General features: G+C 35.0%; 20 protein-coding genes. 1 reads left to right on the forward strand and 19 read right to left on the reverse strand.

The window, feature by feature from the left end; all coding sequences use genetic code 11:
- Positions 1-4: 4 nt before the first annotated feature.
- The 18 genes from BR43_RS07470 to BR43_RS07550 form a co-directional block, all read right to left on the reverse strand.
- A complete protein-coding gene (locus BR43_RS07470; protein ID WP_034560717.1) occupies positions 5-829 on the reverse strand; it encodes an ABC transporter permease in 825 nt (274 codons plus the stop codon).
- Positions 826-1,590, reverse strand: a complete 765-nt coding sequence (locus BR43_RS07475) for an ABC transporter permease (protein WP_051934047.1) — start codon at positions 1,588-1,590, stop codon at positions 826-828. The genes BR43_RS07470 and BR43_RS07475 overlap by 4 nt, the downstream gene beginning before the upstream one ends.
- A 63-nt stretch (positions 1,591-1,653) precedes the next feature.
- Positions 1,654-2,748, reverse strand: coding sequence for an ABC transporter ATP-binding protein (locus tag BR43_RS07480; protein WP_034560721.1), 1,095 nt, complete (start codon positions 2,746-2,748; stop codon positions 1,654-1,656).
- 675 nt (positions 2,749-3,423) lie between these two features.
- Complete coding sequence (locus BR43_RS07485) at positions 3,424-3,966, reverse strand: helix-turn-helix domain-containing protein (RefSeq protein WP_034560722.1); 543 nt, start codon at positions 3,964-3,966, stop codon at positions 3,424-3,426.
- Positions 3,967-4,205: 239 nt separating this feature from the next.
- Entirely contained in the window at positions 4,206-6,314 is a 2,109-nt protein-coding gene (locus BR43_RS07490; protein WP_034560725.1) for a cation:proton antiporter, read from the reverse strand.
- 338 nt (positions 6,315-6,652) lie between these two features.
- Positions 6,653-6,859, reverse strand: a complete 207-nt coding sequence (locus BR43_RS20155; RefSeq protein ID WP_169741032.1) for a hypothetical protein — start codon at positions 6,857-6,859, stop codon at positions 6,653-6,655.
- Positions 6,860-6,862: 3 nt separating this feature from the next.
- The gene (locus BR43_RS07495; RefSeq protein ID WP_034560727.1) at positions 6,863-7,693 is read right to left on the reverse strand and encodes an energy-coupling factor transporter transmembrane component T family protein; all 831 of its coding nucleotides are present in this window, start codon (positions 7,691-7,693) and stop codon (positions 6,863-6,865) included.
- Positions 7,690-9,399, reverse strand: a complete 1,710-nt coding sequence (locus BR43_RS07500) for an ABC transporter ATP-binding protein (protein ID WP_034560730.1) — start codon at positions 9,397-9,399, stop codon at positions 7,690-7,692. Before BR43_RS07500 ends, BR43_RS07495 begins: the two co-directional genes overlap by 4 nt.
- A gap of 170 nt (positions 9,400-9,569) precedes the next feature.
- A complete protein-coding gene (locus BR43_RS07505) occupies positions 9,570-10,121 on the reverse strand; it encodes an ECF-type riboflavin transporter substrate-binding protein (protein ID WP_034560733.1) in 552 nt (183 codons plus the stop codon).
- 259 nt (positions 10,122-10,380) lie between these two features.
- Positions 10,381-11,238 (reverse strand): SAM hydrolase/SAM-dependent halogenase family protein, encoded by an 858-nt coding sequence (locus BR43_RS07510; protein WP_034560735.1) that lies wholly within the window; start codon positions 11,236-11,238, stop codon positions 10,381-10,383.
- 602 nt (positions 11,239-11,840) lie between these two features.
- The gene (locus tag BR43_RS07515; RefSeq protein ID WP_034560737.1) at positions 11,841-13,217 is read right to left on the reverse strand and encodes a PTS sugar transporter subunit IIC; all 1,377 of its coding nucleotides are present in this window, start codon (positions 13,215-13,217) and stop codon (positions 11,841-11,843) included.
- A gap of 61 nt (positions 13,218-13,278) precedes the next feature.
- On the reverse strand, positions 13,279-13,605 hold the full coding sequence (locus BR43_RS07520; RefSeq protein WP_034560739.1) for a PTS lactose/cellobiose transporter subunit IIA: 327 nt from the start codon (positions 13,603-13,605) through the stop codon (positions 13,279-13,281).
- 203 nt (positions 13,606-13,808) lie between these two features.
- Positions 13,809-15,998, reverse strand: a complete 2,190-nt coding sequence (locus BR43_RS07525; RefSeq protein WP_034560741.1) for an alpha-galactosidase — start codon at positions 15,996-15,998, stop codon at positions 13,809-13,811.
- A 31-nt stretch (positions 15,999-16,029) separates the two neighbouring features.
- Complete coding sequence (locus BR43_RS07530) at positions 16,030-16,860, reverse strand: carbohydrate ABC transporter permease (protein WP_034560743.1); 831 nt, start codon at positions 16,858-16,860, stop codon at positions 16,030-16,032.
- Between the two features lie 11 nt (positions 16,861-16,871).
- Positions 16,872-17,771, reverse strand: coding sequence for a carbohydrate ABC transporter permease (locus tag BR43_RS07535; RefSeq protein WP_211252915.1), 900 nt, complete (start codon positions 17,769-17,771; stop codon positions 16,872-16,874).
- A gap of 65 nt (positions 17,772-17,836) precedes the next feature.
- A complete protein-coding gene (locus BR43_RS07540) occupies positions 17,837-19,087 on the reverse strand; it encodes an ABC transporter substrate-binding protein (protein ID WP_034560746.1) in 1,251 nt (416 codons plus the stop codon).
- Positions 19,088-19,279: 192 nt separating this feature from the next.
- Positions 19,280-20,326, reverse strand: coding sequence for an aldose epimerase family protein (locus BR43_RS07545; protein ID WP_051933866.1), 1,047 nt, complete (start codon positions 20,324-20,326; stop codon positions 19,280-19,282).
- Positions 20,327-20,394: 68 nt separating this feature from the next.
- Positions 20,395-23,676 (reverse strand): DUF5107 domain-containing protein, encoded by a 3,282-nt coding sequence (locus BR43_RS07550; protein WP_034560747.1) that lies wholly within the window; start codon positions 23,674-23,676, stop codon positions 20,395-20,397.
- A gap of 131 nt (positions 23,677-23,807) precedes the next feature.
- On the opposite strand from BR43_RS07550, the gene BR43_RS07555 reads away from it, so the two are divergent.
- Positions 23,808-24,695 carry a helix-turn-helix transcriptional regulator gene (locus tag BR43_RS07555; RefSeq protein WP_034560749.1) on the forward strand — a complete coding sequence of 296 codons (888 nt, stop codon included), beginning with the start codon at positions 23,808-23,810 and terminating at the stop codon, positions 24,693-24,695.
- A gap of 86 nt (positions 24,696-24,781) precedes the next feature.
- Here the strand turns inward: BR43_RS07555 and murB are convergent, their stop codons facing one another.
- The gene (gene murB / locus BR43_RS07560) at positions 24,782-25,684 is read right to left on the reverse strand and encodes a UDP-N-acetylmuramate dehydrogenase (protein WP_034560751.1); all 903 of its coding nucleotides are present in this window, start codon (positions 25,682-25,684) and stop codon (positions 24,782-24,784) included.
- Between the last annotated feature and the right edge of the window lie 26 nt (positions 25,685-25,710).

Here is a 25,710-nt window from a genome sequence, read left to right on the forward strand (position 1 = left end):
CGTTTCATTGCATGTTCACCGCCTCAAGATTGCGTTTATGACGATTCTTTTGTTTTTTACTGATATTCCGTTGTTGAATAACGTAATAGCCTGAAACTAGAACTAATGAGAATAAGAACATCATGGCGCTTAGGGCATTAATTTCAAGACTAACTCCTTGTCTTGCACGAGAATAAATTTCAACGGATAGTGTCGTAAACCCATTTCCCGTTACAAAGAAAGTCACAGCAAAATCATCTAAGGAATAAGTGAAGGCCATAAAAAAGCCAGCTAAAATTCCTGGTGTAATACTAGGTAAAACAATACGACTTAGTACTTGGAGTGTGTTTGCCCCTAAATCACGGGCTGCCATAATCATTGAATCATTCATTTCCTGTAGCTTTGGTAAGACCATTAAGACAACGATTGGAATACTAAAAGCAATATGAGATAACAACACAGAGCCAAAACCTAAGCCTAAACCAAGAAAAGTAAAGAAGATTAAGAAGCTAGCTCCAATAATAACATCTGGCGAAACCATCAAAATATTGTTAAAGCTTAATAAGGTATTGCGGGCTCTGCGACGTTTCGTATAATAAATACCCATTGCTCCAAAAGTTCCAATAACCGTAGCAATTAGTGCTGATAAAAAAGCAACTAATAACGTATTTAAGACAATCGTAATCAGCCGTGTATCGGCAAAAACTTCTCGATAATGATCCCACGTAAAACCTGTAAACTCATTCATATTGCCACCTGAGTTAAAGGAATAAAATATCAAATAAAAGATGGGGGTATACAATAGTAAGAAAACTAGGACTAAATAAATAGTTGACCATTTAAATTTCATTTGTGTTTAGCCCCTTTCTTTTTCTTCTCACCCGTTGCCAACATAATTAGAATCATTGCCACAATTAAAACAACACCAATAGTCGAACCCATTCCCCAGTTTTGTGTCACTAAAAAATGTTCTTCGATAGCTGTTCCAAGGGTAATTACCCGATTCCCACCAATTAAACGCGTTAGCATAAACAATGAAAGCGAAGGAATAAATACTGCCTGAACACCACTTTTCACACCATTCAATGTCAGAGGGAAAATAACACGGCGGAAAGTTTCAACATTATTTGCCCCTAAATCACGACTAGCACTAATATACGAAGGATTTAATTCTTGAATCGCATTAAAGATTGGCAAAATCATAAACGGAAGCTCAATGTACGCTGCAACAAACATAAAACTAAAATCAGTAAATAAAATCTGCTGCTTCGCAATTCCAAAGAACTCTAGAAAATGGTTCACACTACCATTCATGCTAAAAATCCCAATAAATGCATAAGCTTTTAATAACAAATTAATCCAAGTTGGTAAAATAATTAACATTAGCCAAAGTTGTTTGTGTTTGGTTTTATTTAAAAAATAAGCCGTTGGATAACTAATGAGTAACGTGAAAAAAGTAATTAAAAAAGCATACCAAACAGAGTTAAAGGTCATCTTTAAATAGGTGCCTGTCGTGAAATAAATTTTATAATTTTCTAAAGTAAATTGACCATTTACATCAAAAAATGACTGATAAATAATCAATAATAAGGGTGCAATAACAAACAGCATCAACCATAAAACATAGGGAATAAAGTAAAATAATTTAGATTGTTTGGTCACAATTTCCCCTCCTTAGTCCTCGTCATAGCTCTCTAAACGAGCATCAAATTCTTCTTCAGTTTCACCAAAACGCATTACATGAATATCTTCTGATTCAAAGAAAATTCCGACTTTAGCGCCAACCGTTGCTTTCTTAGTTGAATGAATAACCCACTCGTTGCCTTCTGTATCTTGACAAACAATTTCATAATGAACTCCTCGAAATAATTGGGTTGCTACAGTAGCACTTAATTTGCCTTGTTCAACAGTTGTAATCGTCAAATCTTCTGGACGCAAAACAATCTCTACAGCTTCATTAGGCTTCATCCCTGCATCGACACATTCAAATGTATGCCCCACAAATTTCACTTCGTAGTCCTGCACCATCTGACCTTTGACAATATTACTTTCACCAATAAAGTTCGCTACAAAACGATCAATTGGCTCATCATAAATATCAACAGGAGTGCCACTTTGAATAATTTCGCCTTTATTCATAACAAAAATCTCATCACTCATAGCCAATGCTTCTTCTTGATCATGGGTAACAAATACAAAGGTAATTCCCAAACGACGCTGCAATTCACGTAATTCATACTGCATTTCTGTTCGTAATTTTAAATCCAATGCCGATAAAGGCTCATCTAACAATAACACCTCTGGTTCATTGACTAATGCTCGAGCAATCGCTACACGTTGACGTTGTCCACCGGACATTTCACTAATTCCACGCTCTTCATAACCAGGCAATTGCACCATTTTCAATACTTCCTTAACCTTTTGTTGAATGACTTTTTTATCCATTTTTTTAATCGTCAAGCCAAAAGCAATATTATCAAAAACATTCATATGAGGAAATAGAGCATAATCTTGAAAAACCGTATTTACCTTACGTTTATTTGCAGGAACATCATTTACACGCTTGCCATCTAAGATAATCGTTCCTTCTGAAGCCTCAGTAAATCCGGCAATTAAACGTAATATCGTTGTCTTCCCACAACCTGAAGGCCCCAATAAAGTATAAAATTTCCCTTGTTCAATCTCAAAATTAATACTTTTCAAAACTGGCTCATCATCATCATAACGCTTCATCACATTTTCAAAAGTAATAATTGTATTTTTTGTCATTATAATCGCACTCCTTATTATTAAAAGTTGAGGGTTCTGTATTAGCTTTGAATGAAAAATAGGAAAATTGAGGGAAAGTGTCCCTTTACTTTCCAGCTATTTTATCTTTTTTCCGAAGAGCTAGAACCCGAAACTAGCCAGATTAAAAGTTGAGGGTTCTGTATTAGCTTTGAATGAAAAATAGGAAAATTGAGGGAAAGTGTCCTTTTACTTTCCAACTATTTTATCTTTTTTCCGAAGAGCTAGAACCCGAAACTAGCCAGATTAAAAGTTGAGGGTTCTGTATTAGCTTTGAATGAAAAATAGGAAAATTGAGGGAAAGTGTCCTTTTACTTTCCAGCTATTTTATCTTTTTTCCGAAGAGCTAGAACCCGAAACTAGCCAGATTAAAAGTTGAGGGTTCTGTATTAGCTTTGAATGAAAAATAGAAAAATTGAGGGAAAGTGTCCCTTTACTTTTCAACTATTTTATCTTTTTTCCGAAAAGCTAGAACCCGAAACTAGCCAGATTAAAAGTTGAGGGTTCTGTATTAGCTTTGAATGAAAAATAGGAAAATTGAGGGAAAGTGTCCTTTTACTTTCCAGCTATTTTATCTTTTTTCCGAAAAGTTAGAACCCGAAACTAGCCAGATTAAAAGTTGAGGGTTCAACACGAATTCTTAAATCAGGTTCTATCTTACAAATAAGATTTCGTCACAACAACGAGTAATTTACTCTCCCCATCAAAATCATTTTTAATTTGATGATTCTCCGTGGCATGATAATAAATCGTTTCACCTTGTTTCGCATAATACCGTTTTAAACCAATTTCCACACAAACAGATCCAGCAGTGACATAAGCAAAAGTTTCTGCTAAAGATGGAGGAAACTCTTTAAATTCTCCTTTTTCTTTAAAAGACAACAATATTGGCTCCATTTCATTTTCATTAGATTCTGGAACTAGCCATTGAATTTCATAGCCCTTTTCTTCATCCTCAAAACTAGTCATTTCATCTTGAGTATAAACTACTCGTTGTTCTTTTTGACCTTCATCAAAAAAGTCTTTTGGACTACATCCCAATACTTCTAAAATATCAAAAAAAGTTTCTAACGAAGGGGAACTTAAATCACGTTCTAACTGAGATATGTAGCCCTTGCTTAAATCCGTTCGTTCACCAAGCTCTTCTTGGGTTAAATTTTTTTGAATCCGTAAGTTCTTAATTCGATTCCCAATCTCCACTGGTTTCACCTCTAATTCAATCTGCTTTATTTATCTATTACAAGTTTACTCACAGTAAACTTCAAACCACTATTGTTTAGTTATAGTAAACTTTTAGTTTACCTAAACCTTTTCTTATTATACAGCCTTTTTTTAGAAAAACAATAGAAAATTCTAAAAATAAATCAATTAATTAAATAACAAAAAAAGCTCGCCGAAGGTTTATAAGTAAACCTTTGGTGAGCTTTTCTTAAAAAGCTTTATTCTTCATCGTTAATATCTATTACAGAACTTTCTGTATAGTTCACAAAACGGCGTAATTGAATTGCTAATTCACGGCTGATATCGCCATGCTCAAACATTTTTTGAATATCTGTTCGCTCTGCATTCAATGCTTTTAAACGTAATTCTTGCAATTGTTGATCGTATTCTTCTGCATAATCTTCACCATATCGTTTAATTCGTTCAATCTTATTACGATATTCCACAATTAAATGATAGGCAATTGTTTTGTTAACTTTATCTGCTTTCTTACGTTCTTTTTTCATAAAACGAGATAAAACTTGAATCGCACTCTTAGCAGCTTCTTTTTCTAATTCCAAGCGTTTATGATACTCTTTTTGATACGCTTCCTTCTTACCTAAGCTCATTAACATCTTAAAGTTTTTACGGTAAAAACGACGAGCAAATATCCACAAACGATTAAATCTAGAAGACCAATCACTATTTAAAGCATTTCGACGACGAGCTAAAACAGTTAAATATTGATCCGCGACAGCTTTTTCAACTTCGCCTGATTCTTTTAATTCTTTAACCTTTTCAACTTCTGCATTAAATGCCATCAAACGAATATCTACTTCTTCTTTTAAAAATTTCATGATACTTTCTTTACTGTTATATTCCATTTGTAAACGTCGAATCATGTGATTATATTCATGAATTAAATCATACGAAGCCATTCGATTTTCTGGTCGACTTTCTTGCTCAATTGTCCGAATCGCAATTTGCATAATCCGAATTCTCGCTTGTGCTTCTTTTAATTCATCCTCTTTAGGATCATCTAAAACGGATGTTTCTGGGAAATCAATTAATTCATCTCCTGATGTTTCAAAACGTCTTTTAGAATTCGTTAACAGAGGCAAGGCAATTGTCGCCGCGATTAAAGTAGCAACAATAACACCTGAGGCCACAAAAAGCATTACCGAACGTTGTGGAAAAGCAACTCCTGAATCCAGTAAATAAGGTACTGATAAAATCCCTGCCATTGTTACCGCGCCACGAACACCTGTCAATCCTGACATTAGTGCAATTTTAAAATTCGGCTTCACTTCAGATTTGTTTTTACCAAAAGAAAAACCAAACCACATATAGCTATACGTCCAAACAATTCGGGAAATTAAAATAACTAACCACAGCAACAAAACATAGCCGAACAAAAGATAATTAGACATTGATTTATTTTCCAAAGCAGTACTCATTGCAAATGGTAATTCAATTCCTAAAATCAAGAACATCATCCCATTTAATAAATAAATAATAACATCCCACGTTCGTTCTGTAACAATCCGTACCTCTGCCATTCGATTTTCTGTAACTGTTCGTTTGCTGTTAGCTACTACACCAGCCGCAACAACCGCAATAACACCTGAGGCATGAAACATTTCTTCAACAATAATGTAAATAATAAATGGAGTTAATATTTGAATTAAAGTATGTAAGACTACATCCTTAATCCCTTGCATACTGAGCCATTCTTTTAATGCAAAAATTAAAAGCTCTAAAATAACACCTAAAATACATCCAACAATCGCCATATAAAAGAAATCTAACGTTGCTGCTTTCAACGAGAATACACCTGTAACTGTAGCGGCAATCGCGTACTTAAAGGCGATCAAGCCACTAGCATCATTGACTAAACTTTCACCACGAACTAAGCGTAAAACCCCTGTTGGCAATTTTACTTGTTCCGCAATCCCATTTACCGCAACTGGATCTGTCGGAGATAAAATCGCAGCTAAGGCAAATGCTGCAGCTAGAGGCATTTTCCCACCAGTTACAAAATACATAATATATCCACCAATTAAGGTTGTTAAAAAAACTAATAAAATTGAATTTCCAAAAATCGGAATTCTTAAATTCCATAAATCCCGTTTAGGATAATGTCGTCCATCATTATAAAGTAGCGGAGCGACAAATAATAACATAAACCAACTTGATTCTAATTCAATTTGTGTTCCAAATACTACTGCAACAACTAACCCTAAAGCAATCTGAATTAAGGCTGTTGGAATCGAAACGATATAGTGACTAATAATATTGGAAATTACCACTAATACAAATAAAATTATTGCACCTTCTAAAATAGGCAAAAGCAATCTCACTTCCTTTTTCTTTCTACTCTTAATTATACCATAAAATAGACAATTGTTTTTTTAAGTGTTTATTTTATTATGAACAAGTCAAATTAAGTTAATCAGAAAAAGCCCTTTTCAATTAAAAAAGAGCTTAACAAGGCATGCTTGTTTCATCAAATTACACTACACGAACGATCATTTCTTGTAGTGTAATTTGATTTTTAGTAACGTCAAAAAATGGACAAATCCTACACACTATTTCACTATTCATTTTTATTTTCTGGTTCTCTGTAAAATCAACACTACTCAGTGAACGAACAACATCAGCAAAACTTAGTTGCATTATAAATTTGTCACCAGAGAATAACTAAACATTCTTCATCGGTAATCGCAGGGTTATCAGGATAATTACGAGCTAAAATCGGCATTCCTCTACGGATGTTCTTATCAGGCAAACTTGCAAAATAAATTATTAAAGATTGCCCCACAGAATCTCCCATAAGAATACGTTCAATTTCCGAACTTATTTCATAGTCTTTTTTACTAATAGATCGACTCAAATATTAAAAAGGATTATAGAAACGGCTGCCGTTTAGATAAATTAAGGCAAAACTTAGAACAGTTAATAAAATAACTAGCCCAATCGCTATATAATCAAGCTTGTGATACGGTCGTTGAGTATACCACGTTCGTTTTTTATTTTTCCCAAAGCGACGCAACTCCATTGCCGTACTAATCACATCAATTCGTTCTAAACTAGAGAAAATCAATGGCAAGACAATTCGACTAGTCCCCTTTAGACGAGCAATTGGTTTGCCTTTTTTCGACATTTCAAACCCTCGAGCTTGTTGTGCTTGAGAGATACTAAAGAAATCTTCTTGTACATCAGGAATATAGCGTAATGCCAATGCAACAGCATAACTAATCTTATAGCTTAAACCAAGTCGATTCAGACTTGAAGCAAATTCACTAGGATTCGTCGTTAATAAAAAGATAATCGCTAATGGAACTGTGCAAAAATATTTTAAAATCAAGTTAAATTCATAAAATAGTTGTTCACTTGTTATACTATAACGTCCAATGCCCTCTAATAATACCGTTCGTGAGCCATACAAGTCCACTCCATATTCAGGAGCAAACAAATAAACTGCTAAAAGATTTAATAGCGAGAAAAATAAAATAAACTTCATTACAAAAGAAATTTGACGCCAACGAATTTTCGATACTCTAAATAGAAAAATTGAAAAAACACTCATAAATAACAAGAATCTTGTGTCATAAGTTGTCATAATTGCCACCGATAATAAGATTAAAGCAATCAATTTAGAGGCTCCATTTAAGCGATGAATCGGTGTTTGATCTGGAATATATCCTAGTAATTGTTGGTCACTCATGGCAAACGCACCTCACGATCATACGCAATAAATTTTTTCGTAAAGCCAAAAGGATCTTGCATACCTAAAGCTTTAGCAAAAGTAAATAATGATGTTTCTTTTAATGAGGCTTCATGAATCAGACCATCATTGGTTAAAACATCTACTGACTCTGTATCTGCTAATAACTGTCCATTAGCAATAACTAATGCCCTTGTTGTGTATTCCAGCATCAAATGCATATCATGGGTAATCATTACCACCGTCACACCTTGCTTATTCAGCGTTTCTAAAAAATTCATCATTTCAGTATAATGTTTAAAATCTTGTCCTGCTGTCGGCTCATCTAAGATAATCATCGCAGGATTTAGTACCAAAATAGCTGCAATCGTTACTCGCTTCTTTTGTCCAAAACTCAATGCGGAGATTGGCCAACTACGAAAAGCATACAACCCACAAATCTTCAGCACACGATGAACACGTTTTTCAATTTCTTCTGGCGCAACACCTCTTAATATCAAACCTAAGGCTACTTCATCAAAAATCAACGTTTTAGAAATCATTTGATTTGGATTTTGCATCACGTATCCAATCTTATCTGCACGTTCTTTAATCGATAATTTAGTAAAATCTTCGCCTAACCAATTCATTGAACCCTCTTGTAATCCAACAAAACCACAAATCGCTTTAGATAATGTTGATTTTCCCGCACCATTTTTTCCAACAACACTGACCATCTCTCCTTTATGAAAGGTCACAGATACGCTGTCTAATACTAACGGACGATCTTTATTATAACGATACGACAATCCACTAAGCTCTAATAAAGGTTCATGATGAGTTGGGACATTAAAATCAGGAATCGCAGCCAACCACTGTTCCATCTCTTCTTTTAACTTTGGACCAGCAACTTTATGAATATCTGAAATTTCTTGTAGTTCAGCTAAGTCAATTCCTGCGTATTTCATAGCCGTAATGTATAACGGTTCTCGAATACCTGTATCAGACAAAATATCTGATTTCAATAATTCATCAGGAGTACTATCCGAAATAATCCGTCCTTCTTCAAAAACAAGAATACGATCAACTTCACAGTGTAAAACATCTTCTAAGCGATGCTCAATAATGACAATGGTCGTTTCAGATTGTCGATGAATTTCATCAATTAACTCAATTGCCTGCTTTCCAGATGCAGGATCTAAATTAGCTAAAGGCTCATCAAATAATAAAACAGGTACTTCATCAATTAAAACTCCCGCCATTGAAACTCGTTGCTTTTGTCCACCAGACAAATCTTGCGGACGTTGGTTTAACTGTTGATCAATATCCACAACTTTTGCCCACTTATGCACAGCTTCTAACATTTTAGTTTGTGGCACACAATCATTTTCTAATGAAAAAGCAATATCTTCTGCAACTGTTAATCCAATAAACTGTCCATCTGGATCTTGTAAAACCGTTCCTACCTCAAAAGATAATTCAAATAAACTTGATTTTTGTAAATTTTTCCCATTAATCTCAACCGACCCCTGGATTTCACCAGCAAATGAATGTGGAATCAAACCGTTAATACATTGAGCAAAGGTTGATTTTCCAGACCCACTTGGTCCAACAACAGCTATTTTTTCACCTTCATATATGGTTAAATTAAGGTCGCATAAAGTCGGCTCTGCTTGACTATCGTATTGAAATGTAAAGTTGTCAAATATAATTAACGGCTTCTTCATTGCCAAGCCCCTCCCCTTTAAGTTCACAAAGTCCTTTTTCAAATCAACTTTTATGATCCTTTAATCAACATAAAGTTATAGCATTAAATATTGATACTTAATATTCAATGCTATAACTTTATAGTCTAACAGCTGAGTGAAATCACTCAGCTGCCTCTGTATTTTACCATTTAATCAAGCTTTTTTAAACTACCTTTTTTCGTTCTTGTTGCAGCATATGCAATCATTAAGCCAGTACCCAGAACTCCAACAGAGAGGCTATTGGCAATAATTGTGACAACCCCTTGTGTATAAACCTTTGAAGCTGGTTCACTATAAATTAAAACATCCAAAGTTGGTGCAATCAAACCCCAAACAGCCATGTTTCCAATAACTTGATACGCATTAAAACGAATAATTTCTTTTTTCCCAAATTCACCAGCAGCTAATTTGATTTTTTGACCTGCAAGTCCAAAAACAACTCCAATAATTCCTGAACAAACAACCCAACTCCACCATACTCCACCTGTTGTTAGGTCCTTTAATGTATGACCAATCAAACCAATTAACCCACCAGCTATTGGACCATATAACACACTCATTAATGCTAAAAAGGGATACGTTGTTTCTAAGTTCGTATTAGGAATGCCCGTTGGAATCATCACAAAACGCCCTAGTATAACAAATACCGCCGAACCAATTCCAATGGCAACAATGGTTTTAATCGAAAAATCTTTTTTCATCCTTATTCCTCCTTGTAATAAAAGTTGAGGGTTCTGTGCCAGCTTCGACTGAAAAATAGGAAAATAGTTGGAAAGTGTCTTTTTACTTTCCCTCTATTTTATCTTTTTTCCAAGAAGCTAGAACCCGAAACTAGACAAAATAAAAGTTGAGAAGATTTAACAGTCTTGAAAAAAAGAGAGGACATTCATGCAAAATACTTTTACTTTGCTTTGAAATTGTCTTCTTTTCATCAAAATACCTCTCTACTATATTTTAATTTTACTCAAAAATAACTTTCGGTGCTTTACGTAATTGAATCGTCCACTCTGTTCCCGTTCCAATATGATACAAACGTGAGAATGAATCTTGGTTAACTGCCACGCCGATATTCACTAACGAATTCACATAAACTAACGGCTCCCCAATATTCACATCAGCAAATGATTTCGCAAACATCATGATATTTTGATACACTTTTTTCCCTTGGTGGAAAATAGTTACTTGAATTGAATCTTCATGAACAATGCCAGCTTGTTTAAATAACGCTAAAGGAATATTGCTCCATAATGAACCAAAACGAATATCTAATACATCAATACTTCCCGTCAAAATACCATTTTCTTCTTTAGCATCGATTAAATCTAATGCTTTCATACTATCTTGTGGCACAACTTCACCTAATTCAGCAAAGTTAATCTCACCACTTGCCAAACGGGCGCCATTGTACGCATAAATATCTCTTCCATGGAATGTATGACTTTCTTCTGAATGAGGCAAACGACTCACAACTTCATCAATTGCACGGACTTCACGAATTCCTTGATAATGTTTAATATGAGTTAACGAGCCGTTATCTGGAGTAATAATAAAATGACCAGATTCTGTTTCACAAGCAATACTACGGCGATCACTTCCAACTCCTGGATCAACTACAGAAACAAAAACTGTTCCCTTTGGCCAGTATTTCACTGTTTGCAACAAACGGTATGAGGCTACCCAAATATCATATGGTGGAATATCATGTGTTAAGTCCTCTACTACAACCTCACTACTAACCATATGTGCCACACCATACATAGCGCTTACTGCTCCATCACCTAAACCAAAATCTGTTTGTAAAACTAAATACTTGCTCATCTACTATTCCTCCTATTTATACTTAATAACTGTTTTAAGATGCAAATGGGCATTCCTCTCAAATGAAGAAATGCGTCAGTCCTTTATTTTAATATTTTCTTAACTAAATTTCATTTTAATTTTTTTTACATAAATAGTCAATAAATTTATATATAAATAGGAATATTCCTGACATAAAAACGAACTTTAACTTTTATAACAAACAAAATCGTTCATATATAATTCGTGTTTTTAAATTAATTTAGGTTTTTGATAGGTTAATTTGAATGATTATTCTATTTGATAAAATTCTTTCTTAGAAATCTTCCTCTTTAGATCAGTAAAATTAAAAGAAGACTATACTTTGATAGCTAAACCAACGAACTTACTAGCAGAGATCCTAACCGATTTAATTGATCATTTTGAAAAAATTAATTAGACTTCCACATAATCGTTGTCAAGTGATCATTGTATCCAGAAAGGAATAATATGGAGACCGAGACATCAGTTTTAACATTGAAAAAACTGCAAGAAATCCATTTTTACAAATGGTGATTTCCTGCAGTTTCTTATTTTTTATTTAATTGATTTTTAGCCCAAATAGCCGCTTTGTCTCACTCAGTTTAATTATCTTCCAAAGGAATTTTATTTGCTGCTAGAACAAATGGTGCCCAGATAATGAAGGCTACAACTAAATTAACTAAGGTTAAAACAATCGCGCGCCAATCTCCTGCTGTTGCTAAGAATCCACTAATTCCTGCTGGTGTCACCCAAGGGATACTTGCTACAACTGGGTTGACTAATCCAGACATCGTTGCAAAGTAAGCAACAGTTGCTGTTGCCATTGGCGCTAAAATAAATGGAATCATATAAAGCGGGTTTAACACAATAGGCATACCGAACATCGCTGGTTCATTAATATTGAAAATACCAGGCCCGATTGCTAATTTCCCTACAACTCTTGAATCTGCCCGTTTCGATAGGACTAAAATCGCTACAAGAAGCATTAACGTAACTCCTGCTCCACCAGGCCAAACAAAAGCTTCAAAGCTTCCAGCAACCCATTTGTAAGGAATTTTTGCTCCTGTTTGTTGTGCATTAATATTAGTCGTCATCGCACTACCATAAATAGTTTGTAATACGGGTGCCATTACATTTGTCCCATGAATTCCGAAGAACCATAACAAATGAACTAAGAATACAATAATTAAAACTGCACCAAAGCCTTGCGAAAGCTCAAGTAATGGAGCTTGGATTGTTTCGGTAATCCAATCGATAATCGGCATCCCCATATATGTTGTAAATAAATAGTTAATAATTGCACAGACATATAGCGCCACACTAGCTGGAATAATCGCCGCAAAAGCTTTAGCTACTGCTGGTGGTACTGAATCTGGCATTTTAATTGTAATTTTTCTTAACATTAGTTTAGAGAAAATAATTGTGGCAATAAATCCAAAAATAATTGCTGTAAATAGGCCTGTTCCGCCCATATGTTTACCAAAGTTAAAGTAACCCCATGCACCTGCACCGATTATATTGCCATCTTCAACTGTTCCACCTGCTGTTGTAATCATGTCGATGGCTTTTTTCGGTAATTGACCTTCCACAGTTAAAGCTGTCGCAGCAGTTTGTGTCAGTCCCATAATAAAAGCCGCTAGAGATACAACTGCTCCAGAAAGCGCATCAACATTATAGGCACGAGCCAAGTTATAACCTAAGGTCGTTGAAAAAATAACTGCCATAACTGCTAATGTACCTGTCCAAACATATCCATTAACAGCTACAACCGGTGCCATAAATTCTACAAATCCTGTCCAACCCCATGTAGTTGGGAAATCTCTAAAAAATACATTTAATAATACAGCTACTGATCCAGCCATTGTCGCTGGCATTGTGCCAATAAAAGCATCACGTAAAGCTACTAGGTGCTTCTGTGAACCAATTTTTGATGCAACCGGAATAATATGTTTTTCTAACCAATTCATTAATCCATTCATTTTTCTTAACCTCCAAAGTTTAGTTTAAGGATGTTTGTCCAACAACCCTAATGAATTTTAATTATTTTGTTTCATTTGCAACTTTTTTATACATATCAACAATCTCTTTTGCTAAATCAAGAAAAGTAATCGCATTCATTAAATGATCTTGACTATGAACCATCAATAAAGTAACTTGAATATGATTGCCTTGCGCTTCTTGCGTTAACAGGCCTGTTTGAGAATGATGTGCTTCAACAAGTGATTTATCTGCTTCTACTAATTTACTGTCTGCCAATGTAAAATCGCCTATTTTTGCTGCTTGAATAGCCTCCATTGCATCACTCTTCGCATTTCCCCCATTAATGATTAACCCCATAATTGTTTCTAAATTAACCTCTTCTGCCATTTTTCTCCTCCTTTAATTTATTTACTCACTATATTAATAAGCAAGTAACGTGCCAATCAACTCATAACGTTATAATCTTTGGTAGCGCTATCTTTTGAACGTTTTTTTAAACTACACACTTATGTAAAATTAGTTTACACACAAACTAAGGAACTAAAAAAGCCTAAAATAAATTTATTTTAGGCTCAAAAAATAAATTTAGTTTACAGACTCTTTAATTCAATCACCTTACTTTTAAAATCACCATCTAGATCATGATTCAAATATAATCCAAAATTCATTAATTCATCTCCAGAAAAAAGGTCTCCATTTATCTGATACACTTTTTGCGAATCCAATCCTTGTAGCTGAACTTTTACAAATGGTTTTGAAACTTCATTGAGGATTTGATAGAAAAACAGAATCGCCTGATCTTTTGCCGCATCTACAAATACCCATGCTGTATAGTGACTTTCAAAAGGACTAATTAAACGATAAAAATCGCCAAATTGTAGCAGTTTTCGATTTTTTTGGTACCAAGCGATATTCTCTTTCACAAGTTCTAAGTCTGTCGTAGCTTCTTTTTCTAAATTTAACATGATTCCTAGATTCGCTGACATAGCTACATCTGCCCGCATTTTTGTATCTGTAATTCTTCCCACTTGATGATTGGGACTTTCTGATAGATGAGCGCACGTCATAATTGGCGGAAAGACTAAACTCGTCCCATATTGAATTTTCAGTCGCTCCACTGCGTCGGTATTGTCACTAGCCCAACTTTGTGGCATATAATAAACCATTCCTGGGTCATAACGACCGCCACCACCTGAACAATTTTCAAATAAAATATGCGGAAAGCTAGTTGTTAATTCTTCTAACACTTCATACAATCCAAGGATATAGCGATGGGCTGTTTCCAGCTGCTGCTGTGGGTTCGCTCCAAGAGAACCAACCTCTGTCATATTTCGATTCATATCCCATTTGATATAATCAATTGGAACAGTACTTAGTATTTGAATCAATTGCGCCTTAATTTCGTCCCGAACTTCTTGTCGACTAAAATCCAAAACTAGCTGATTACGCCCTTGAGAAGTTGGGTAATCTTTAATCTGAATATGCCAATCTGGATGTTCCTTAAATAATTGGCTCTGTTGAGAAATCATTTCTGGTTCAAACCACAACCCAAATTTCAAGCCTTCATTTCGGATTTTATCGGCGACTCCTTTTAAACCATTTGCAAGCTTTTGACGATTCACAACCCAATCACCTAAAGAAGTTGTATCATCATTTCGTTCACCAAACCACCCATCATCCAAAACAAAAAGTTCAATTCCTAATTCATTGGCTTTACGTGCTAAATTCACTAACTGAGTTTCATCAAAATCAAAATAAGTTGTCTCCCAATTATTAATTAAAACAGGGCGCTCCTTAAACTGATGCTCTCCTCTTGCCAAACGCTCACGGTATAGATGATGGAAAGTTTGCGACATTCCATTTAGACCAGTATTTGAATAAACTAGCACAACTTCTGGTGTTTGAAAAACCTCTTTTTCTTGCAACTGCCAAGAAAAATCATATGCATTAATTCCAATTAAAACACGAGTTTGTTGGTACGTATCAACCTCTGTTGTAATTTGAAAGTTGCCACTGTAAATAAAATGAAAACCATAAACTTCACCAGATTTCTCAGTTGCTTCAGGTCGCATCAAAGCAATGAATGGTTGTTGATGCGTGCTACTAGCTCCACGTTTACTATCAAGGGTATGAATCCCCATCATCAGCGGATCACGCTTTAACTGCTTTTCTCTAGACCACGCACCTGGCATCTGTACTAAATCAAAATGAGCATCTGGAAAATCAAGACACGCACTTAACCCCCGATTTAAATAAACCGTTTCTGTTCCTAAATTTTCATATTGAATACTCTTTGTAACGACACTTCTGTTTTGATAAATGGTGTAACTCAAGCTTGCTTTAACCTGTCTAATTGAATCAATTAAATGAATTACTAATGTCTCAGCTTCCTCAGAATCAACTGCATACGTTGCTGGTAACCCTGTTAATTTTGGCTTTCCTTGAATAATTTCATGAGCTTCATATTTAAATTGAGTAGCTTTCGTGCCATCTGGATAAGTGATTTCAAAAAGCGGTTCGCGGTAATCACCAGAACCTTGTCCAGGACATTCCTGCAGTACAGTGTCTAATGAAAAATTACGATCTGGCCAATTCGCTGGATTTGGTGAGAAAGAGGATCGATCAATTTTAGGATAGGGGCTTTTTTGATAAAAGCTCTGAATTCTCGCTCCAAAATAAACTTGAATTAAATAGTCTTGATTTTCCAACTCCATCACATAGCTTATTTCCTTGTTAAATAAATGAAACTGTTGCTTTTCTTGATCATAATAAATGCCCATTTTATTTGCTCCTTTATGCTTCACTTTAGTATTAATCCTTTGATCCAGTTGTTGCAATGCCTTGAATAAATTGCTTTTGGAAAATTAAATAAAGTAGTATCATCGGAATCGTAGCAATCACAGATCCCGCCATTAGTTGAGGATAATTCGTTGTATATTGACCTTGCAGTAAAGCTAAACCTGAAGATAACGGCATTTTTTCTGGTGACATATTGACAATTAATGGCCACATCAAGTCTTTCCAAGCAAACAATGCTGTAAAAATAGAGAGTGAAATTAAAGGTGCTTTCGCTAAAGGTAACATCACCTTAATAAAGGTTTGACCAATCGTACAACCATCTAAAATTGCAGCTTCTTCTAGTTCATCCGGAATACTCATAAAAAACTGGCGCATTAAGAATGTTCCAAAAGTACTAGCAATACCAGGTAAAATTAATGCTGTCAACGTATTTACCAAGCCTAATTTGGAAATTAATAGATACTGTGGCAACACAAATACTTGTCCCGGAATCATCATTGGCAATAAAATCAACATAAAAATCATATTCACACCAGGAAACTTAATTCGTGCTAAAGCATACCCTGCCATCGCACTAAATATAGTCGATATAATTACCCGAACGACAATCATTACAAATGTATTATAGAAGAATTTTGTAAACGGTAAGGTCTGCCAAACATCAATAAAATTCGTTAAGCTCCATGTAGCAGGAACTATCTTTGGGGGAAATGCTAATGATTCTGTCAATGTTTTAAAGGCTGTTAAAATACTCCAAATAAAAGGCAGTACCATAATAAGCGCACCTAAAGTCAATAAGACATACACTATTAAATAGTTATTTTTCTTTTTTTTAAACTCCATAACGTTCTCTCCTATCTATAATGTACCCATTTTTTCTGAAGTTGCATTTGAATAAACGTACAGAACATAATAATAACTAATAAAATAATCGCAATGGCTGCACCGTATCCTTTATCATTATTGACAAACGTCGCTCGATAAAATAAATAAACAATTGATTGTGCTGATTTTATCGCTGGATTTGCCTTGTCTACCATCATAAAGATCAAATCAAAGACTTGAAGGGCTCCAATAAATGAGGTAGTTACTACAAAAAATAAAGTCGGTGACAACATCGGCAATGTAATACTGAAAAACTTCCGAATACTGCTGGCACCATCAATTTCTGCTGCTTCATAATAGGATTTTGGAATATCTTGTAAACCGCCGAGTAAAATAATCATATTATAGCCCACGCCCGACCAAATCCCGACAATCATCACCGCGATTAAAACAAAATGACTATCGCCAATCCAGTTAGGTCCGTTAATTCCAATTAACGAAAGTAAATAATTAATCAAGCCATAGTCAGAGTTATACAACCAACGCCAAACCATTGCAATGGCTGCTGGAGCAGATACAACGGGGATAAAATAAAGAACTCTAAAAAAAGATTTCCCTTTAATTTTTGTATTCAGGAACACCGCCGTTATCAGAGATAAAAAGGTACCAATAGGAACTGTAACCACAGTATAGATTGCTGTATTCCAAATTGAACTGGCTAAATCTTTATCCTGAAAAGCTTTTATATAATTTTCAAAACCGATCCATTTAGGAACGCCTAAACCTTTAATTTGATTTAAACTAAAATAAAATGTTTGAATAATTGGCCAAATATTCATAATCAATACAAATAATAGAGTTGGCGCAACTAAAATAAAGGCCCAAAAATATTTTTGACGATTGCGTTTTGAAAGTGCGCTTTGCTTCATTGACATTCACCTCTTATTTAAGAACACTAAGAACACAGCTTTGACTGTGTTCTTAGACTGTCTATTTATTTTTGATCCATTGCTGCTTGAATTTCTTTAGTCATTTCCTTTGCACCTTTTTCAACAGCTACTTTTCCAGAAAAAATATCCATCATCCATTCTTGTTCAATAGTTACCCAATCTACTCTGGATTCCACATACATCGAAGAATGCCCATATGTTTCAGCATCCACAAAAACTTGTGCATCAATTGTTGGGAATTTTTCTACCCAAGGAGCTTGTGTGTCTTTATAGGCAGGTATTGCCGCACCAGATTTCGCTTGAATCAAATTGCCTTCCTTAGAACCCATAAATTCAACAAATTTCCATGCCTCATCTGGATTTTTTGTATTAGCTGCAATCCCATAACCCATTCCAGAAGCAACAGAACCTTGTTGTTCTTTCTTTGGCATTGGTGCTAAATCAACATTTAAACCATCAATTGATAAATATTCATTGCTCATCCACGAACCTGCCGTAATCATTGCCGCTTTGCCAGATTCAAAATACTGATCAGGAGTTGTATTGGCAAAATCTGAGGTACTTGGTGAATATCCTTTTTCAATAAAGGATACCCCATACTTAATTGCCTCAATTGATTTTTCACTATCTAATAGACTTTTCTTACCGTCTTTAGAAACAATATCTGAACCATTTTGCCATAATAAGTTGTACCAAAAATTTTGACCATCTGCTGGCGCCAACATTCCATAAATTGATTTGTCCTTATCGGTTAATTTTTCCGACGCGCTCATCCAGTCGTCCCAAGTCCAGTTTTCATCTGGATAACTAATTCCTGCAGCATCAAATAAATCTTTGTTATACCACAATGCCACTGTACTATAGTCTTTTGGTAACGCCAACTGCTTTCCGTCAATATCAAAAACCCTTGTTACAAATTCTGGATAATTGCTTAACTCAACAGAGCTTGCTTTAATCTTATCGGTCATATCTAACAAGGCATTGCCTTCTGCAAAACTATAAACTTGATCCGGATGCATCCAAAAAACATCTGCCATATTCCCGCCAGTTGCTGCAGCCTGCAATTTTGTCCAATATTGATCCCATGGAGTTACCTCAACCGTCACCTTAGTTGATGGATTTTCTTTCATAAAGGCTTTTGCCATATCTTCCATACCAGCTTTTTGGTTAGAATCCCATATCGAGAAGGTCAAATCAACCTTACCATCCGTTCCCTTGGCTTTCCCCCCTCCACTACAACCCGCAACTACTACTAAAAGAACTGCTAAAAATGAAACAATCAACCACTTCTTCATTCTAATACCCCTTCCACTTATCTTTTTCCATAAAAAACTTTGTACGCGCTTACTTTTTTAAAATTCTTATACTGTAGCTCTTACTTCCTAGCTACAGTATAAGAGAAATCATTTCTGTTTAAAATGGACGATATATGCCAAAAGCTAGACTATCTTACAAAATATCTCCATTTTTAAACAAGCACAGAAACGCTAATTCACAGTAAATTGATAACAATCTTCTCGTAGATAATCTACTTGAGGATGGAGAATTATACTGCCAAATCCTTGATGATTTGGAGCATCAGGTAATCCTTGCATTTCTAACGCAATTCCACCATGTTTTTGGATTGTAGCTTGATTTTCCGGAGTGTTTTCCCCTGTAAAATGATTTCCAGTATAAATAACTATACTTGGAGCGGTAGTCTTAAAATAAACTTTTCGTCCAGACGGATTATGAGACAAACAACCATCATACAGCTGGTTTCCCTCTAAGATAAAAGGATGATTCAGCCCCTGTTGTTGCCTAACCTGTATGTCTTGGCTTTGAAGACAGCGGCTTAATATTTGTTTTTTTGAAAAATCAAAGACTGATCCAGTTACTTGTACCAACTCTCCTGTCGGCAAATTCTCTTCATTAAGAGGTGCAAAAAGTGAACTATTCAGTTGCAACTCATGATTAGCTATTGTTGCCTCATTTCCACCTGAAAGATTAAAATACGTATGATTTGTTGGATTAAGTATTGTTGTTTCATCCGTTTCAGCATGGTAGCGTATCTTCAACTGATTTTCTTCAGTTAACTGATAGTCAACAGTCACTAGTCTATTTCCAGGGTAGCCCTCGCATCCAGCAGGTAAAACTAAGCTAAAACAAACATAACTTCCTTGAGTATTTTCATTCATTTCCATTTTCCAAAACTGATTATCAAAAGCATGACTTCCACCATGACAATGATTATTCCCTTCATTTTGTTCTAGCTGAATCAATTGCTGTTCCTTATACCATTGTCCCAACGTAATTCGCCCAGCAACAGGACCAATTGTTGCACCAAGATAGGTTCGTTCTGTTAAATAATCCAATGGCTTAGCTAAATTTAAAACAACATTTTCTTGTTCCCCTTGATTATTTGGAAACATCAAACCAATTAAGGATGCCCCATAATTACTTAGAGTTGCTTTAAATCCATTGTTATTTTCTAATTGAACAATACTAATTTTTTGGTGTGTATTCGTTTGAATAATTTCTTGGCTAATTTTCATCTTACTAACTCCTTAGTTATCCCTTAAAAAGTTGAGTAGGTGAACGAATCCTCTACTCAACTAATCTGTTATTCTCCTTCAGCTAAAGCTAAATGACGAATTGCTCCTTGATGATCTGGTACAACTACTAAGATTTCAGTCAACCCTTCAATTGCTGACTTTATTTCTCCTAAACCTAGCTGCCCTAAAGCAATTAAATACTGACAATAAATTCGATTATTTTGTTGAATATCTTCAGTAAATACTACAGTTTCTGGTAATGATACAGCAAAATAGTCATAGCTTACTTGATCAAACAGATGTTGCTGCCCATATGCAATTAATTTATGAAAACATGCGTTAGCCTTTTGTTGATTTCCTAATTCAGATTGAGCCATCCCTTGATACAACAGACTATCTGCAGGCTGATCGTAATAATAAAGAACACTCTCAGGCTCTGTAATCCCTTCTGTTGCTAGTTCAAAATAGTGGATAGCTTGCTCTTTTTCCCCTATTTGTTGATAGATTTTAGCCATATAATAATAGGCAATCGTATCTTGTACATTCGGCAATTTACCTTCCCCTAGAAAATGCGGAAACTCCATAGATGCGCTTAACTTTTCTAATGCTTCTTGAGGATTCTGATGAGCTTCAAGTTTTGCCAACTCAATCAAAGCATAAACATATTGCCCACTAATTTTCCCTTCTCCACCTTCCCATGGATGAAATTGTCGCGAAGCAATTAAGTCAAAAGCTTTCTGATGTTTACCTAGACTATTTAATAACGTAATATACGTTCCAAATAAATCATCTCGTTTTTCAGTCGTTTGGATATGAGCTTCTAAAATTGCTATACGATTTCCAATAGGACTCCCTTTTTTAGCTGCCAATAAATCTTGTTCTAACAACAGACGTGCATCGGAACTATCTAATTCCGTTGCTGTGCTAATCAACGCCTGACTTTTTGGCAGATCCTGTGTTTGGTTGTAATATGCAAAGGATAAATTACGATATACAGTAGGAAATTCTGGTACTAATTTCTTACTAACTTCCCATAGCTTGATTGCTTCTTGGTAGCGGCGTTTATCATAAAATAAATTACCTAAATAATACTGAGCATAGCCTGTTTTTTCAGGCTGTAAGGCTATTACTTTTTCCAAAATAACGATTTCCATTAAGCGATTGGGAAAACAGTAGTCAGAACTAGCTTGTTCTCCTCTATTAATTTGTGCAAGAGCCTCAGCTTTTTGATCTAGCTGACTATAAATATACGCTTGATAGTAAGAAATCATCGGATTCCTAACAGGGCTACTAGCTAAAATAATTAATGCATCCTGATAAAATCCTGCATTTATATAATCTAAAGCCACTTCCAAATAATTATGCACACTGCCTCGCATCACTTGATGCCATTTTGCCAAGCTTTCTTGAGCTACTCCACGTTCATAATGACTTCCTAAGTCTAAAGGATCTATGGCAAGATTAGCTTGAATCGGTTCATTTATATCTAGCTTTTGATGTCGTAAAATTGTCACTTGTAATAAACGTGCCTTCATATGATGTTGATTCTTCACTAAGGCTTGTTCTAAAAATTCTAAAGCACTAGCAAAATTTCCATCCAAAGCCTCTAGACAAGCTAACTGATAGAAAGCAGCGCTTTTGCTATCTTCATTCCATGTCGCCTTATAAAAACAATCATAGCTTTCAGTTAATTTATTTTGAATTTTCAACGTTAAACCTAAGTTAAATAATGGTTCTCCATAGTATGGATTCGGACTTTTCCATGTAAGTTTTGCTACGGCTTTACGGAAAAAAACTTCACTTTCGGCAAATAATCCTTTGCGATATAAAAATAAACCATAGCCATTATTTAAACGAATATCTTCACTCTCTCTTTTCAATCCTTCTAAATAATAATCTTCTGCATCCAGTGTTGCATGACGATATTGCTCGATATGAGTCGCTGCTAAAAATAATTCCTCTGTTGATTTTAATTCTTCCGGACGTAACAATTCCTCGGCTGGTTCAGGTAAAGCTTCTAACTCATCCGCTATCCCTCGATAGTCAACTAGGATGTCGCCAGTCTGACTCAAAACCTGAATGTGTAAATCCGTAGAAATCACTGTTAAGTTCGTTGGGATTTTTTCTTGGAAGAAATTTTCAGGTGCTAGCTCTATTTCTTTTGCAAATAAAAGTTCTTCTTCTAATGTCACCCTTACTTGTGCCTTAGAGTATACTTGCGTTCCATAAATAGTGACAACTAATTGATTCATTTCTAACTCCACATTAACAGCCGCTTGAATCGTTGCATTTTTCACTCGTCCAACACCTTTATAAGGCATAAAATATTGTTTGAAAGTCTTTTCTTCATAAGGTTTTAGCCACGTAAAATCTGGTTGGTTATCGGTAAATACGCCAGTCATCAACTCAATATACGGACCATCCTCATCTGTCAAATTCCGATCCCATGCTTGTCCAAAATCACTATTTCCCCAGGTCCATTGCTTTTTCCCAGGTGATACATGATGATCGGCTACATGGAGTAAACCTGCTTGCTTTTGTTCATCATAGTTGCCAATAAAATCAAAATCAGAATGATAGGCCATATAAGATGTCGGAACTTTGATATTTTTATATTTAGAAATATCAACACCTTCTGAATAATCATACTTATAATAAGTTCCTGTAGCAATCGGAAAACTAGACACTGCCCGTTTACCATGATCCATTACAGCATGAACATCTGGTGGAAACACTGAAATTGTATGATCGTTAACTGGTACTGCTGGATTCGCCCACCATAAAAAAGTTTGAGGAATATCTGTCCGATTATAGACTTTACCAGTAATTTCAATATACGCCTTATCTGGATAAAGTGTGAAACCAGCCATCCCCTTAGTGCCGTACATTTGATCGATTTCGCTCACCCAAACAGTTTTACTCCCATCTGGATTTTCTGTTAGCTGATATTCAGTTGGCATAAATGTTGAAGGGCGATGATGTTGTGGCCAATTAAATTCAATTCCACCTGAAATCCATGGTCCAACTAACCCAACTAACGCTGGTTTTATCACCTGATTATAATAAACAAAATCATAATCATTGGTTTTATCATAAGCTCTCTGAATACGTCCACCTAATTCTGGTAAAATCGTTACTTTTAAATACTCATTTTCAAGATAAATCGCTTGATATTCAACATCTACTTGCTCATCAGCTATTTTCTCAGTCACCGGAAGTGGATAAACTTTCCCACTACTTCCTTGATAAACACGTTTTTCAAAAAAAAGAGGATTTTTATCTGGTTCTGCTGCCAGATAAGTTGGAATCATTATTTTCTCTTCTTGTATTTGAACCGTTCCTTTTTTCATAGACGTTCACTCCCATTCTCATTTGTTGCCTTAATCATAGCGAATTCATTGATTTAAAAGAATAGGTTATTCCATTCATTCATGGACTATTCTACACTTTTTTGCTATATTAAAGAAAAGGAGGAGAGTCTATGTTTTCAATTAAGAAAAAAGATGGATTTAAGGATGAACGCCATCTAACACTTCCGATTAAAAATTTCCCTACTTACTTAACTCATCCACTTGTTAATCACACTTATGTAACCGAATTAGGATTTTATCCTAGTGCGAAATATCATTATCGTGAACGTTTTGATGGTGTAAGTGAAAATATTTTAATTTATTGTCTCGATGGTCGCGGCATGATTGAAATTGAAAATGAATCTCCTGTTACCTTAGAACGAGGACATATTTTTTGTATTCCTGCTAATGCTCCCCATCGCTATTACTCTGATGAACTGCATCCATGGTCCATTCTCTGGTTTCATTTTAATACCCCATTAAGTCAGCATTTTCCGATTATTGAACGAACCGAAATTCTCATAACTACTCCAGAAAAAAGCAATTTATTGCAAAGTCACTTTATTGATTTATTTACAATTGCTGAAAAAGACTACACCTTAGGCAATATGATTTGCATTTCTAAATTAATGTTAACCATTCTAACTGAAGTTTATTTATTAGAAGATGGAGTATCTTATGATAAACAAAACCGATATTTGACCACTTGCATTCGCTATATGAACGAACATATTCATCAAGACTTAACTTTAGGTGAATTAGCTTATGAGTTAAATATTTCCCAAAGTTATCTAAGTAGTATCTTTAAAAAATATACGCAAAAATCTCCGATAGATTTTTTAATTACGTTAAAAATAGAACAAGCTTGTAAATATATGAAAATGACTGATTTAAAAGTCTATGAAATCGCCACAAAAGTCGGTTATCAAGACCCTTATTATTTTTCTCGCATCTTTAAAAAACATATGGGAAAATCACCTAAAGAGTATAAAAAAAAATTAGAAAAGAAGTTTGTTTAAATCACCTCCTCAAGAATTAATTACAAAAAAAAGACAGAATATGCTGATGTGCCAACATTTCCTGTCTTTTCATTCTATTTTCAGTTCTAAACATCTTCACCAATAATCCGTACTTCGGTTTCTAATGCCACACCAGCATCTTTCAGAATAACTTCTTGAATATAAGCAATTAATTCAATATAATCTGTTGCCGTTGCTTCATTAATATTTACAATAAAACCAGCATGTTTCTCAGAAATTTGAGCACCACCCCAAACTTTCCCTTGTAAACCAGCTTCTTGAATCAACTTGCCAGTAAAATAACCTGTTGGACGCTTAAATACACTACCACAAGACGGATATTCTAAAGGTTGTTTTGATTCACGCAAAACAGTCAGCTCCTGCATCCTTGTTTGAATAGCTTCTGGATTGCCTTTTTTCAATTGGAATACTGCTTCTAAAATAATTCCACCACGTTCTTGAATTGCACTATAACGATAGCTAAAATTTAATTCTTCATTGCTTAAACGCTGAACATCTCCAGTTTCAGAAATGACTAAGGCACTCTCAAGTACTTCACTAATTTCACCTTCATAGGCACCAGCATTCATAAAGACTGCTCCACCAACACTTCCAGGGATTCCACAAGCAAATTCTAAACCTGTCAAATCAGCTCTCAGCGCTTGATAAGAAGTATCAATTAATTTTGCTCCACTTTGAACAATTAAGTGGTCTTTTTTCACTTCGATTTGTTTCATATCCGTCAAGACCATGACTACACCGCGAATTCCACCATCTTTAACAATCAAGTTACTAGCGTTGCCCAAAACAATCAAAGGCAATTCACGTTCTTTAATCCACGCAACTAATTCAATAACTTCTTTTTCCGTTTTAGGGAAAACTAAGATATCGGCTGGTCCTCCGGTTTTTGTATATGTGTAACGTGACAATGGTTCGTTCACTTTAATAACCACTGTTGGAAAATCGCTTTGCATTTCATTTACTACCATTTTATAACCCTCACAAACTTTTGATT

Origin of the sequence: Carnobacterium gallinarum DSM 4847 (assembly GCF_000744375.1) — a bacterium.
Taxonomy (GTDB): Bacteria; Bacillota; Bacilli; order Lactobacillales; family Carnobacteriaceae; genus Carnobacterium; species Carnobacterium gallinarum.

Excerpts from the sequence above, each read along its gene's own strand:
- BR43_RS07470 (WP_034560717.1), bottom strand. The coding sequence starts at position 829 with ATGAAATTTAAATGGTCAACTATTTATTTAGTCCTAGTTTTCTTACTA.
- BR43_RS07475 (WP_051934047.1), bottom strand. The coding sequence starts at position 1,590 with ATGCTGTTTGTTATTGCACCCTTATTATTGATTATTTATCAGTCATTT.
- BR43_RS07480 (WP_034560721.1), bottom strand. The coding sequence starts at position 2,748 with ATGACAAAAAATACAATTATTACTTTTGAAAATGTGATGAAGCGTTAT.
- BR43_RS07495 (WP_034560727.1), bottom strand. The coding sequence starts at position 7,693 with ATGAGTGACCAACAATTACTAGGATATATTCCAGATCAAACACCGATT.
- BR43_RS07500 (WP_034560730.1), bottom strand. The coding sequence starts at position 9,399 with ATGAAGAAGCCGTTAATTATATTTGACAACTTTACATTTCAATACGAT.
- BR43_RS07505 (WP_034560733.1), bottom strand. The coding sequence starts at position 10,121 with ATGAAAAAAGATTTTTCGATTAAAACCATTGTTGCCATTGGAATTGGT.
- BR43_RS07510 (WP_034560735.1), bottom strand. The coding sequence starts at position 11,238 with ATGAGCAAGTATTTAGTTTTACAAACAGATTTTGGTTTAGGTGATGGA.
- BR43_RS07515 (WP_034560737.1), bottom strand. The coding sequence starts at position 13,217 with ATGAATGGATTAATGAATTGGTTAGAAAAACATATTATTCCGGTTGCA.
- BR43_RS07520 (WP_034560739.1), bottom strand. The coding sequence starts at position 13,605 with ATGGCAGAAGAGGTTAATTTAGAAACAATTATGGGGTTAATCATTAAT.
- BR43_RS07525 (WP_034560741.1), bottom strand. The coding sequence starts at position 15,998 with ATGGGCATTTATTATGATCAAGAAAAGCAACAGTTTCATTTATTTAAC.
- BR43_RS07530 (WP_034560743.1), bottom strand. The coding sequence starts at position 16,860 with ATGGAGTTTAAAAAAAAGAAAAATAACTATTTAATAGTGTATGTCTTA.
- BR43_RS07535 (WP_211252915.1), bottom strand. The coding sequence starts at position 17,771 with ATGAAGCAAAGCGCACTTTCAAAACGCAATCGTCAAAAATATTTTTGG.
- BR43_RS07540 (WP_034560746.1), bottom strand. The coding sequence starts at position 19,087 with ATGAAGAAGTGGTTGATTGTTTCATTTTTAGCAGTTCTTTTAGTAGTA.
- BR43_RS07545 (WP_051933866.1), bottom strand. The coding sequence starts at position 20,326 with ATGAAAATTAGCCAAGAAATTATTCAAACGAATACACACCAAAAAATT.
- BR43_RS07550 (WP_034560747.1), bottom strand. The coding sequence starts at position 23,676 with ATGAAAAAAGGAACGGTTCAAATACAAGAAGAGAAAATAATGATTCCA.
- BR43_RS07555 (WP_034560749.1), top strand. The coding sequence starts at position 23,808 with ATGTTTTCAATTAAGAAAAAAGATGGATTTAAGGATGAACGCCATCTA.
- murB (WP_034560751.1), bottom strand. The coding sequence starts at position 25,684 with ATGGTAGTAAATGAAATGCAAAGCGATTTTCCAACAGTGGTTATTAAA.